At 67.1% G+C, this 12,783-nt stretch carries 11 protein-coding genes; 5 read left to right on the forward strand and 6 right to left on the reverse strand.

Annotation, left to right across the window (positions count from 1 at the left end; genetic code table 11):
• Positions 1-8: 8 nt before the first annotated feature.
• Both OC373_RS11525 and typA read right to left on the reverse strand, forming a co-directional pair.
• Positions 9-494: a DUF2127 domain-containing protein gene (locus OC373_RS11525; protein ID WP_019186172.1), complete on the reverse strand. Its 486-nt coding sequence runs from the start codon at positions 492-494 to the stop codon at positions 9-11.
• A gap of 12 nt (positions 495-506) precedes the next feature.
• Positions 507-2,354: a translational GTPase TypA gene (gene typA, locus OC373_RS11530; RefSeq protein WP_070426693.1), complete on the reverse strand. Its 1,848-nt coding sequence runs from the start codon at positions 2,352-2,354 to the stop codon at positions 507-509.
• A 340-nt stretch (positions 2,355-2,694) separates the two neighbouring features.
• Here typA and OC373_RS11535 point away from each other — a divergent pair, with 340 nt between their 5' ends.
• The 5 genes from OC373_RS11535 (at position 2,695) to OC373_RS11555 (ending at position 8,398) form a co-directional block, all read left to right on the forward strand.
• Positions 2,695-3,189 (forward strand): peptidylprolyl isomerase, encoded by a 495-nt coding sequence (locus tag OC373_RS11535; protein ID WP_019186174.1) that lies wholly within the window; start codon positions 2,695-2,697, stop codon positions 3,187-3,189.
• Positions 3,190-3,252: 63 nt separating this feature from the next.
• On the forward strand, positions 3,253-4,239 hold the full coding sequence (locus tag OC373_RS11540) for a malate dehydrogenase (protein WP_019186175.1): 987 nt from the start codon (positions 3,253-3,255) through the stop codon (positions 4,237-4,239).
• A 349-nt stretch (positions 4,240-4,588) separates the two neighbouring features.
• On the forward strand, positions 4,589-6,466 hold the full coding sequence (prpE, locus tag OC373_RS11545; protein ID WP_070426694.1) for a propionate--CoA ligase: 1,878 nt from the start codon (positions 4,589-4,591) through the stop codon (positions 6,464-6,466).
• A gap of 303 nt (positions 6,467-6,769) precedes the next feature.
• Positions 6,770-7,264, forward strand: coding sequence for a hypothetical protein (locus OC373_RS11550; RefSeq protein ID WP_070427538.1), 495 nt, complete (start codon positions 6,770-6,772; stop codon positions 7,262-7,264).
• Positions 7,265-7,336: 72 nt separating this feature from the next.
• Positions 7,337-8,398: a suppressor of fused domain protein gene (locus OC373_RS11555; protein WP_261997715.1), complete on the forward strand. Its 1,062-nt coding sequence runs from the start codon at positions 7,337-7,339 to the stop codon at positions 8,396-8,398.
• A gap of 80 nt (positions 8,399-8,478) precedes the next feature.
• On the opposite strand, the gene OC373_RS11560 is transcribed toward OC373_RS11555, so the two are convergent.
• From OC373_RS11560 to OC373_RS11575, 4 genes are all read right to left on the reverse strand, one after another.
• Positions 8,479-9,090, reverse strand: a complete 612-nt coding sequence (locus OC373_RS11560) for a glutathione S-transferase N-terminal domain-containing protein (RefSeq protein WP_261997716.1) — start codon at positions 9,088-9,090, stop codon at positions 8,479-8,481.
• Between the two features lie 89 nt (positions 9,091-9,179).
• A complete protein-coding gene (locus OC373_RS11565) occupies positions 9,180-9,638 on the reverse strand; it encodes a cell wall hydrolase (protein WP_019185842.1) in 459 nt (152 codons plus the stop codon).
• Positions 9,639-9,953: 315 nt separating this feature from the next.
• Positions 9,954-11,987: an NADPH-dependent 2,4-dienoyl-CoA reductase gene (locus tag OC373_RS11570; RefSeq protein WP_261997717.1), complete on the reverse strand. Its 2,034-nt coding sequence runs from the start codon at positions 11,985-11,987 to the stop codon at positions 9,954-9,956.
• 105 nt (positions 11,988-12,092) lie between these two features.
• Positions 12,093-12,704 carry a membrane protein gene (locus OC373_RS11575; protein ID WP_019185840.1) on the reverse strand — a complete coding sequence of 204 codons (612 nt, stop codon included), beginning with the start codon at positions 12,702-12,704 and terminating at the stop codon, positions 12,093-12,095.
• Between the last annotated feature and the right edge of the window lie 79 nt (positions 12,705-12,783).

Here is a 12,783-nt window from a genome sequence, read left to right on the forward strand (position 1 = left end):
TTGGCAACTCAAGCCGCGTTGGCGGCCTTGCCATGGCGTTTGCGGATATCGCGGGCGAGCACGCCGACCACGATCAGATTGATCACCAGCACCGACCACGAGGCCCAGCCCGGGTGACGGAGAATGGCGTAGATATCGAACGGCAGGTAGATGCCGGCGGTGACGCAGCCCAGCCAGGAGGCCCAGGCTTTGGCGCGCCAGAGGCCCCAGGCCTCGAAAAGGTGCAGGACGCCATAGGCGACCATCGCAGCCGCCGCCAGATGCACGGCATCGGGGCTGATCATGTTGAGCAGCGAGGGCAGGGTGCCGTGATCCGGGTCCAGGCTGAACCGGCGGATCAGGGCATTGACCGCATCGCGCAGGGGCTGCGGGCCGAGCATTTCCAGCCCGGTCGCAGCCAACAGCGCCAAGACCGCCTTGCTGGCTTCCAGCAAGGCGATCAGGTGAAGCCCCGGATGCTTGTGAGGATCCGGGTTGTAGGGCTTGTCGGTCACGACAGGGTCCTATCAGCCGCCGCGCGATGCCTTCTTGCGGTCGCTTTCGGTCAGGCCCTTCTTGCGCAGGCGGATTTCCTTCGGGGTGATCTCGACCAGCTCGTCGTCTTCGATGAAGTCCAGGGCCTGCTCCAGCGAGTACTTGATCGCCGGGGTCAGCTGGATCGCATCGTCCTTGCCCGAAGCGCGCATGTTGGTCAGCGGCTTGGTCTTGATCGCGTTGACGGTCAGGTCGTTGTCCTTGGAGTGGATGCCGACCAGCTGGCCTTCATACACGTTGTCGCCTTCAGCAGCGAACAGCTTGCCGCGTTCCTGCAGCGGCCCCAGGGAGTACGCCGGGGTGGCACCCGGAGCGTTGGCGATCATCACGCCGTTCTGGCGCTTGGCGATGGCGCCCTGTTCCTTCGGGCCGTAATGATCGAACACGTGGAACAGCAGGCCCGAACCCTGGGTCAGGGTCTTGAACTCGTTCTGGAAACCGATCAGGCCACGGGCCGGGATCTGGTATTCCAGGCGCACGCGGCCCTTGCCGTCCGGCTCCATGTTCTTCAGCTGGCCCTTGCGGGTGCCCAGCTTTTCCATCACGCCGCCCTGGTGCTGCTCTTCGATGTCCACCACCAGCTGCTCGATCGGCTCCATGGCCTGGCCGTCGATCTGCTTGATGATCACTTCCGGGCGCGACACGGCCAGCTCGTAGCCTTCACGACGCATGTTCTCGATCAGCACCGACAGGTGCAGTTCGCCACGGCCGGAGACCAGGAACTTGTCGGCGTCTTCCAGCTGTTCCACCTTCAGGGCCACGTTGTGGACCTGCTCGCGGTCCAGGCGGTCCTTGATCTGGCGGCTGGTCAGGAACTTGCCACCGGACAGGTCCTTGTTGCCGGCGAACGGCGAGTTGTTGACCTGGAAGGTCATCGAGATCGTCGGCTCATCGACGGTCAGTGCCGGCAGCGCCTCCGGGGTGTCCGGGTGGCACAGGGTGTCGGAGATGGTCAGTTCCGGGATGCCCGAGATGGCGATGATGTCACCGGCCTCGGCGGTATCCTGTTCGATGCGCTCCAGGCCCAGGAAGCCCAGCACCTGCGCGACCTTGCCGTTGCGCTTCTTGCCTTCGCGGTCGATCACCGCGACCTGCATGTTCTTCTTCAGGGTGCCGCGCTGCACGCGACCGATGCCGATCACGCCCACGAAGTTGTTGTAGTCCAGCTGGCTGATGCGCATCTGGAACGGACCTTCCGGGTCCACTTCCGGCTTCGGCGCGTGCTGCATGATCGCTTCGTACAGCGGGGTCATGTCGCCGTCGCGCACGGTGTCTTCCAGGCCGGCGTAGCCGTTCAGGGCCGAGGCGTAGACGATCGGGAAGTCCAGCTGCTCATTGGTGGCGCCGAGCTTGTCGAACAGGTCGAAGACCTGGTCGATCACCCAATCCGGACGCGAGCCCGGACGGTCGACCTTGTTGACCACGACGATCGGCTTGAAGCCCATCGCGAAGGCCTTCTGGGTCACGAAGCGGGTCTGCGGCATCGGGCCGTCCATCGCATCGACGAGGATCAGCACGGTGTCGACCATCGACAGCACGCGCTCCACTTCGCCGCCGAAGTCGGCGTGTCCCGGGGTGTCGACGATGTTGATCCGGTTCTTGATGCCGGTCTTCTTGTCTTCCCAGGTGATGGCCGTGTTCTTGGCCAGGATGGTGATGCCGCGTTCCTTTTCCTGGTCATTGCTGTCCATCACGCGCTCGGCGAGCACGGTGCGCTCGGAGAGGGTGCCGGACTGCTTGAGCAGCTGGTCGACGAGGGTGGTCTTACCGTGGTCGACGTGGGCGACGATGGCGATGTTGCGAAGATTTTCGATAGACATGCGAAAGGGGGCCAGTCGGCGCCGGATTTGGAAAAAGAAGTCCAACATTATACGGGCAAGATGACCAATCGCGAAAAGTGCTTCGCAAGCCTTGCCGGACGGGCATTCAGGTAGTGCCGGCCGCTGGCCGGCAACCCCGTGATCCCCGGCAGGTTTTGCCTGGTCGCTGGCCAACGGCCGGCACGACCGCCGTCCCTGAGGCATTCAGCAAAGCGTATCCGTGCCGGCCCGGAGGTGCCTGGGCGGGTGGCGACGCGTTTGTCCAACAGGCGCCCGTTGGTCAGGGGGCGCGGTGTATCCTATGGGGCTAACGACAAACCCCCGTACCCCAAGGATTTGCATGTCCCTCATCGCCACTTTCGACACCACCCAGGGCCCGATCAAGGTCGAGCTGTTCGCCGACAAGGCCCCGCTGACGGTCGCCAACTTCGTGAACCTGGTCAAGCACGGCTTCTATGACGGCCTGATCTTCCACCGCGTCATCCCCGACTTCATGATCCAGGGCGGCTGCCCGCAGGGTCGTGGCACCGGCGGCCCGGGCTACAAGTTCGAAGATGAAAAGAATGGCGTGAAGCATCAGGTCGGTTCGCTGTCGATGGCCAATGCCGGCCCGAACACCAACGGCAGCCAGTTCTTCATCACCCACATCAAGACCGATTGGCTGGACGGCAAGCACACCGTGTTCGGCCAGGTCCTGGACGGCCAGGCCATCGTGGACTCGGTCAAGCAGGGCGATGTGATCCATTCGATCACCCTGGAAGGCGACACCGACGCCGTGCTGGCCGCCCAGGCCGAGCGCGTGGCGGAGTGGAACAAGCTGATCCCCAGCGCCTGATCCGATCCCGACGGCCCCCTGTGAAGGGGGCCGTTTTTACGATTCTTAGCAGAGGAAATCCCCATGAAAGCACCTGTTCGTGTTGCCGTGACCGGCGCCGCCGGCCAGATCGGCTACGCCCTGCTGTTCCGCATCGCCTCCGGCGACATGCTGGGCAAGGACCAGCCGGTCATCCTGCAGCTGCTCGAGCTGCCGGTCGACAAGGCCCAGGCCGCCCTGCGCGGCGTGATGATGGAACTGGAAGACTGCGCGTTCCCGCTGCTGGCCGGCATGGTCGGTACCGATGACGCCGAAGTGGCCTTCAAGGATGCCGATATCGCCCTGCTGGTCGGCGCGCGTCCGCGCGGCCCGGGCATGGAGCGCAAGGATCTGCTGCTGGAAAACGCGAAGATCTTCACCGCCCAGGGCGCAGCGCTGAACAAGGTCGCCAAGCGTGACGTCAAGGTGCTGGTGGTCGGCAACCCGGCCAACACCAATGCCTACATCGCCATGAAGTCGGCACCGGATCTGAACCCGCGCAACTTCACCGCCATGCTGCGCCTGGACCACAACCGCGCGCTGAGCCAGCTGTCGACCAAGCTCGGCAAGCCGGTCGGTGGCATGGAAAAGCTGATCGTGTGGGGCAACCACAGCCCGACCATGTACCCGGACTACCGTTTCGCCACCGCCGATGGTGCCTCCATCGCCGAGGCGATCAACGACCAGGAATGGAACGCATCGACCTTCATCCCGACCGTGGGCAAGCGCGGCGCGGCGATCATCGAAGCGCGTGGCTCGTCCTCGGCAGCCTCGGCCGCCAATGCCGCCGTCGACCACATCCGTGACTGGGTGCTGGGCAGCAACGGCAAGTGGGTCACCATGGGCGTGCCGTCCGACGGCTCCTACGGCATCCCGGAAGGCGTGATCTTCGGCTTCGCGGTCACCACCGAGAACGGCGAGTACACCCTGGTCAAGGATCTGCCGGTCGACGACTTCAGCCAGAAGTACATCGACAAGACCCTGGCCGAGCTGGAAGAAGAGCGCGCCGGCGTCGCCCACCTGCTGGGCTGATCGCACGCCACGACAGGTGCTGGCCGTTGGTCGGTGCCTGATGGAAGAAACGCCGGGCATTGCCCGGCGTTTTTTTTTGGTTCTTCGCCCATGGGCGGTGCAGGTAGAGGCGCGTGCTGAGTCTTTTTCCTGCGCGGCGGTCGGTGGGTCGGGCGCTGGGCCCCCATACCCTTTCCGGCGAATGTCCCCCGGCGTCGGCCTGCGGCCGCCCCCTCCTCCTTTATTTCGCCTACAAGGGTATGGGGGCCCAGCGCCCGACCCACCGATCGGCCCTACGACCAAGGTCGGACGGCCCGTGCCTCACCATCGGACTATGCTCGATCCCATGACTTTGTCTGGGAGGGCTGTCATGCGTTACGAAGATGTCTATCGACGTTCGGTCGATGAACCCGAGGCGTTCTGGGGCGAAGAGGCCCAGCGCATCTACTGGCACACGCCGCCGCAGCAGATCCTCGATTACAGCAACCCGCCGTTCCGGCGCTGGTTCGTGGGCGGGGAAACCAACCTCTGCTACAACGCGGTGGACCGCCATCTGGTCGATCGCCCCGACCAGCTCGCGCTGGTCGCGGTCTCCAGTGAAACCGGCGTCACCCGCGAGATCACCTACCGCGAGCTGCACCGCGAAGTAAATGCCTTCGCCGCCGTGCTGCTGCGGCTGGATGTGCAGCGCGGCGATCGCGTGGTGATCTACATGCCGAACATGGCCGAGGCAGTCTTCGCGATGCTGGCCTGCGCGCGCATCGGTGCCATCCACTCGGTGGTGTTCGGTGGCTTCGCCGCGCACAACCTGGCACTGCGCATCGACGACGCCGAACCCAAGCTGCTGATCGCCGCCGATGCCGGCAAGCGCGGTGGCAAAGTGATTCCCTACAAGGCGATGGTCGATGCCGCCTGCGCCGAAGCCGCTTCGCCGCCGCCGCACGTGCTGATCGTCTCGCGCGGGCTGGACCCGGCCGAGCCGAAGGTGCCCGGCCGCGACGTGGACTACGCCACGTTGCGCGCCGAGGTGGGCGACCAGGATGTGCCGGTGGTGTGGCTGGAATCCAGCGAGCCCAGCTATCTGCTGTATACCTCCGGCACCACGGGCAAGCCCAAGGGCGTGCAGCGCGACGTCGGCGGCTACGCGGTGGCAATGGCGCAGTCGATGGAGACCGTGTTCGATTGCAAGCCCGGCCAGGTGATGTTCTCCACCTCGGATGTGGGCTGGGCGGTCGGGCACTCCTACAACGTGTACGGCCCGCTGATCGGCGGTTGCACCTCGCTGCTGTACGAAGGGCTGCCGACCAGTCCCGATCCGGGCATCTGGTGGGCGCTGTGCGAACAGTACGGCGTGCGCACGCTGTTCTCCTCGCCCACGGCGATCCGCGTGCTCAAGAAGCACGATGCCGACTTCATCCGCCGCCACGATCTGGCCTCGCTGAAGTACGTCTTCCTTGCCGGTGAACCGCTCGATGAACCCACCGCGCACTGGATCAACGACGCACTCGGCAAGCCGATCATCGACAACTACTGGCAGACCGAAACCGGCTGGCCCGCGTTGACCCTGCTGCCGGGCGTGGACATGAAGCCGGTCCGCTTCGGTTCGCCTGGTTTCCCGAATCTCGGCTACCGCATGAAGGTCATCGACGAGAACACCGGTGACACCGTCGCGCCGGGGCAGAAGGGCGTGCTGGTGATGATCCCGCCGCTGCCGCCGGGCTGCATGACCACCGTGTGGAAGGACGACGCGCGCTTCATCCAGAGCTACTTCAGCCACTTCAAGGAACTGCTCTACAGCTCGCTCGACTGGGCGATCCAGGACGAGGATGGCTACACCTTCATCCTTGGCCGCACCGATGACGTCATCAACGTGGCCGGGCACCGGCTGGGCACGCGTGAGATCGAAGAGTGCATCGCCGGGCATCCGCTGGTGGCCGAGGCTGCCGTGATCGGGGTCAAGGACGAACTCAAGGGCCAGGTACCGCTGGTGTTCGTCACCCTCAAGCAGGCCCTTCAAGGCGACGGCAGTGCCGTGGTGGCCGAGATGATGCAGCGGGTGAGTGGCACGCTGGGCGCGGTCGCACGGCCGGCGCACATCCATATCGTCAACGCGCTGCCCAAGACGCGCTCGGGCAAGCTGCTGCGGCGCTCGCTGCAGGCACTGGCCGAGGAGCGTGACCCGGGCGATCTGTCGACCCTGGACGACCCGGCGGCCCTGGACGAGATCCGGCGCGCGCTGGGCAACTGACCGGCCGTCGTCTGGCGTGCCCCACGCGTCCCCACGGCCCGCCTTCCCCCGAGGGCGGGCCTTCAACGCCTGCCGTGCCACCGCCCAGGACCATGCTGCAGCGCATTACCGGCAAGCGCAGCGCTCCGGTAAGCTGCGCAGGCGATCGTTGCAGGCCTCACCGGCCCAACGCCGCGCGCTGGGGACACGGCGCGCCACGCGCGGCCCGTGATGCGCATCGGCCTGGAAGATCGCAAGGGGGCGCGTACGCATCGGCCAATGGCCGGTGCCACGCGCGGTGATGCACCACGTGAGGGGGAACACATGGCGTATATCCATGCCAAGACGGCCGCTGGCCGTCAGGAAATCGAGGACCGTGCACGGCGCCTGCCGCCGTCGCTGCGCTCCATTCTGCTGATGGTGGATGGTCAGCGCGATGACACCGCGCTGACCGCTCTGTTGCCGGGCCTGCGTGCACCGGAGGACGCGCTCGCGCAGTTGTCCGCGCAGGGCCTGATCGAGATCGTCGGCGGCAGTGTCGCGCCGGTCGTCGCTGCGGCCCTGACCGCCGGACGCGAGCAGGATCCGGACCTGTACAAGCGACTGTACGACTGGATGAGCGAATCGGTACGCAGGCATCTCGGTCTGAAGGGCTGTTTCATGCAGTTGAAAGTGGAGCGCTGTACCGATGCCGGCAGCCTCGAGAAGCTGTGGCCGGACATGGCCGCCGCGATCAGCAAGGCGAAAAGCCCGGCGTTGGCCAACCGTTGGCTCGACGAAACGCGCGCGCTGGTGCAGGCCGATCCCGTGGTCGCCTGAGCCGAGGCCTCCACGGCAGTCAGCCAGCGCGGTGTTTAGAATGCGCGCTGATTCTGTGGCTGGAGAGCGGTGATGGTGGATGAGATCGAGGACGACGGCGCACCCGGGTGGGATGCCATCGATGCGGCGTTGAAGGCGGTGTATCCCACGCAGGCGCCGCAGCATTACGGCCCGGTGCTGCGCTCGCTGCTGGGCGGTGAGGACCCGTTGGACGGCATCAGCGCGTACTGGAACGATGCGCCGCTGCCGCACTGGCACTTCGTCAGCTACGGCTTCTCCGAACTGTATGAAAAAGAGAGCGATGATCCGGCCACCAGTGGCTACGGGTTCGAGCTGAGCTTCCGGGTGGCCGCCGCAGCGGGCAGCGAGCCACCCGCGTGGGCGATGAACTTCCTGCAGAACCTGGCGCGCTACGTGTTCGCCAACGGCAAGGTGTTCCAGCAGGGCCACTACCTCAACGCGGGCGGGCCGATCGCCGCCGATACCGATACGCTGCTGCGGCACGTCGCCTTCATGCGCGACCCGCAGCTGCCCCCGCGCGAGACGCCCAACGGTTCGCTGGAGTTCCTGCAGGTGATCGGGCTGACCGATGACGAGATGGAGGCGGTGAAGCGCTGGTCGACCACCGGCGTGCTCGAGACGCTGCTGCCCAGGATGCCGCTGTGGATCACCGATATCGCGCGTGGCTCGCTGCTGGGCGACCCGGCACTGGCTGCCGCCGTGGCAGAGGGGGCGGCACGCGAGGGCTCGCAGACGGCCTATCTGTTCCTGGAAAAGCTGGCCTGGTCGGTGCAGGGCGAGGGCGCTGGGCAGCAGTTGACCCTGACGCTGGGCGCGCGCCAGGTGGAATCGCTGCTCGCGCTGCTGCCAGCGCGGTTGCTGTTCGGGCAGCCGTTGACGCTGGTCGGCAATGACCGGCAGATCACGCTGTCGCCAGCGGCGGTCAATGCGCTGGTGATCGACGCCGATGCGCTGGACTGCCAGTTGGCCCCGGCCACGGTGCAGGCGCTGGTTGCCACGGTCATGCCACGCCGCGGGACCTATGCGGTCCCGGGCTGGCCGGCGCTGCAGGTGGTGGTGGAGCCGAGCGAGCTGCGCGATGCCGAGGGCACTGTGGTACGTACGATCGGGTAGAGCCACGCCTTGCGTGGCTCCTTGTCCGGCCGGACGCGTGTGTTCTGGCCGGACCGCCTGCAGCCACCCATGGGGTGGCCCTACAGGAGGCCCTCGGCCTTCAGCACCGCCTGCACGCCGGCATCAGCCTCCATGCGCTGCTTGAAGGCGGCGAGGTTGTCCAGGCCGCTCAGGTCGATCTTCGCGCCCGCCGCCCAGCGCAGGGTGATGTAGAAGTAGGGGTCGGCGAAGCTGCGGAACCCGGCCAGCCAGGGGCGATCGGCCAGCTGCGCATCGGCGCGCTCGAACAGGCCACGCAGGCGCTTGCGGGCGGCGGCGCGGAGCGCGTCGTACTGGGTGTCGTCTTCGATGAAGGCGCCCGGCGCGAACAGTGGCTTGAACGCCGGGTGCAGGTCGGAGTTGACGAAGGACAGCCAGCGGGTGGCTTCGGCGCGCTGCTTGGGGCTGCCATCGCCGGTCAGGCCGGCCTGCGGGTGGGTATCGGCGATATAGCCCATGATCGCCGCGTTCTGGGTCAGCACGAAATCGCCATCGACCACCACCGGGACCGAGCCGGCCGGATTGATGGCCAGGAACGGCGGTGCCTTCAGGGTGTCCTTGTCGAGCAGTTCCACCTCGAACGGCTGGCCGGTCCACTGCAGGGCGATGTGGTCGGCGGTGGAGCAGGCTCCGGGCTTGCTGTACAGCTTCATGGGAACTCCGTTGCGGATCGGTGGAAGGTGAGCCGCCCACTATTCCAGAGCTGGCCCTTCATCCTCAACGGTATGGCCGTAACAGATCGTTACGACGCGCGCGGCTTGAGTTTCTGCACGCGGTAGAAGGTGTGGTCGCCGATGGTGGCCACCTGGTAGGCGTTGCGCCAGCTCGGGTTGGCGATCGCCATGGCGGCGAAGTGGCTCGCGCCGGGCACGATCTCCTTGCGCTCACCGGCGGGCAGGGCCCAGTTGCGCTCGGCATCGAAGGCCACGGTCATCGCTTCCTGCCAGGCATCGGCGTTGCCGAGCTGGGTGCCGGGCGCGACGATGGTCGGGGCGAACTGCTTGCGCGCGGTCACCACCTGGCACATCGAGTCGCCCCAGAGGCCGCTGTCCAGCCGGCGCAGGGCCACTTCCGCGACGGCTTGCTGGCCGCGCAGGGTCTGGTCACGCGCTTCGAGGTAGACGGTCGTGCTCAGGCACAACGAATCGGCGGCAGGCTGCGGCAACAACTGTGACAGCCAGAGAATCCAGGCCAGTTTCATAAATCTCCTTGCTCCGTGTGGGCCGCACCTGGCTGTTCCATCCGATCGTGCGGACGGGGCGTGGGATACGACTTGGCGTCATGGGGAGGCGGCCATCGGGGCCGCCCGGGGGCGGACCCGAACAAGACGTGGGGTCCGCGCGCTCACTCGAACTGGGTGGTGAGCGGGAAAGTTGGCGCACGATAGGGGGGGATTTCCCAATACATCCTGAACCCGAAAGCTTGACATTCAGGTTGGGAGGTGGGGCTGAATCGGCGGTTCAGCCCCGTATTCAGGTCCGCTTGGACCGGCATCAGAGCCTGATCCAATCCCGGCTCAGAGTGCAGCGGCGACCCGGCTGCCCTGATTGATCGCGCGCTTGGCATCGAGTTCGGCGGCGACATCGGCACCGCCGATCAACTGCGCGGTTATGCCGGCGGCCTGCAGCGCGGCGTGCAGATCACGGCGCGGTTCCTGCCCGGCGCAGACCACCACATGGCTCACCGGCAGCAGCTGTTCTTCGCCCTCCACGCGGATACGCAGGCCGCTGTCGTCCACGCCCAGGTACTCCACGCCGCCGAGCATGCTCACGCCCTTGGCCTTGAGCGTGGCCCGGTGGATCCAGCCGGTGGTCTTGCCCAGGCGGGCGCCGGGCTTGCCCGGGCTGCGCTGCAGCAGCCACACCTTGCGCGCGGGGGGCTCCGGCGCCGGCCTGGCCAGCGCGCCACGGCCCTCGAAGCTGGGGTCCACGCCCCATTCGGCCATCCAGCGTGCCGGGTCCAGCGCCGAGGAGGGGCCCTCGTGGACCAGGAACTCGCCGACATCGAAGCCGATCCCGCCGGCGCCGATGATCGCGACCTGCTCGCCCACCCGGACCCGGCCGAGCAGCACGTCCAGGTAGGTGACCACCTTGGGATGGTCGGCGCCGGGGAAATCGACCCGGCGCGGGGTGATCCCGGTGGCGATGACCACCTCGTCGAAGTTGGCCAGCGCGGCCACGTCGGCCACGGTGTCCAGCTTCACATCGACACCGGTCTCGTCCAGTTTGTGGCGGAAGTAGCGCAGCGTCTCGTGGAATTCTTCCTTGCCCGGGATGCGCTTGGCGACGTTGAACTGCCCGCCGATCTCGCTGCCGGCATCGAACAGCGTGACCGCGTGGCCGCGCTCGGCAGCCACGGTCGCGCAGGCCAGCCCGGCCGGGCCGGCACCGACCACGGCAATCCGGCGCGGCGCGGTGGTGGGGCGGTAGACCAGCTCGGTCTCGTGCACGGCGCGCGGGTTGACCAGGCAGCTGGCGGTCTTGTTCTCGAACACGTGGTCCAGGCAGGCCTGGTTGCAGGCGATGCAGGTGTTGATCGCCTCCGGCCGGCCGGCGCGCGACTTGTTGGCCCACTGCGGGTCGGCCAGCAGCGGCCGCGCCAGCGAAACCATGTCGGCACCGCCCGCGGCGAGGATGCGCTCGGCCACGTCGGGCATGTTGATGCGGTTGGTGGCGATCACCGGCACGCGCACATGCGGCTTGAGCTTGGCGGTGACCCCGGCAAAGGCGCCGCGCGGCACCGAGGTGGCGATGGTGGGGATGCGCGCCTCGTGCCAGCCGATGCCGGAGTTGATCAGGGTCGCGCCCGCCGCCTCGATGGCCTGGGCCTGCTGCACGATCTCGGCCCAGTTGCTGCCGTCGGGCACCAGATCCACCAGCGAGAGCCGGTAGATGATGATGAAGTCCGGCCCGCAGGCCTCGCGGATGCGGCGCACGATTTCCACCGCAAAGCGCATGCGCTGCGCCGCGTCGCCGCCCCAGCGGTCGTTGCGCTGGTTCGTGCGTGGCGCGATGAATTCGTTGATCAGATAGCCTTCCGAGCCCATCACCTCGACGCCGTCGTAGCCGGCCTCGCGGGCCAGCCGCGCGCTGCGCGCGTAATCGGCGATGTGCCGGTCCACGCCACGCGCGGACAGCGCCCGCGGGGTGAAGGGATTGATCGGGGCCTTGAGCCTGGAAGGCGCCACCGACAGGGGGTGGTAGGCGTAGCGGCCGGCATGCAGCAGCTGCAGGCAGATCCTGCTGCCGTTGTCGTGCACGGCCCGGGTGACCTGGCGATGCGGTCGCACCTCCCACGGCCAGGAGAGCTTGCCGCCGAACGGCTTGAGCCAGCCGACCACGTTGGGGGCGAAGCCGCCGGTGACGATCAAGCCGACGCCGCCGGCCGCCCGCTCGGCGAAATACGCCGCCAGGCGCGGGAAATCGCGCGCGCGGTCTTCCAGACCGGTGTGCATGGACCCCATCAGGACCCGGTTGCGCAGCTGGGTGAAACCCAGGTCGAGCGGGGCGAACAGATGCGGATAGGCGGCGGATTCAGCGGCTGGCGACATGTGGATACGCTTGCGTACGGAAGCCCGCAGGGTGCCGCGAAAGCCCCTGAAGAGCAAGCGCATGTGTCCTGCCACGTACCGACCGCCGGTCGGTGCGGAGGCCCGTTATGGAGTGACGGTTGCCGGGGCGGGCTTGCGGATGCCGAACAGCGGCAGGGTGATGCCGCACAGCGGGCCGATCAGCAGGGCGAAGGCGAGGGTACCGACACCGACATTGCCGCCCAGCCACCAGCCGATCAGCAGCACGGTGCCTTCGATCGCGCTGCGCACGATCCAGATCGGCCAGCCGGTGCGGGCGTGCAGGCCGGTCATCAGGCCATCGCGCGGGCCCGGGCCGAAGCGCGCGCCGATGTACAGGCCGGTGGCCAGCGCGACCAGCAGCAGGCCACACAGGAACATGGGGATCTGCCAGGCCAGGCCGTGCACCTCCGGCAGCAGCCACAGCCCGAACTGCGCGCTGGGGCCGATCAGCAGCACGTTGAGCACGGTGCCCAGGCCCGGCTTCTGCCGGATGGGCCACCACAGCAGCAGCACCAGCGCGCCGATCACATTGGTGGCCACGCCGAAGGAGAGCGGTGTCTGCAGCGCGATGCCCTGCGAAAGCACATCCCAGGGCGCCACGCCGATCGCGGCGCGGATCATCACCGCCGCGCCGAAGCCATACAGGAACAGACCAAGCAGGAGTTGCAGCAGGCGCAGGGGCAGGGAAGTGGGCATGGCGATCGCACCGGAAGGGCCACTGACTGTAGGCGGCGCCGGGCCGCGCCGACAGATACAGATGACCGCGAATGTGCGC

Origin of the sequence: Stenotrophomonas sp. Ste96 (assembly GCF_024519495.1) — a bacterium.
In the GTDB taxonomy this organism is placed as follows: Bacteria; Pseudomonadota; Gammaproteobacteria; order Xanthomonadales; family Xanthomonadaceae; genus Stenotrophomonas; species Stenotrophomonas bentonitica_A.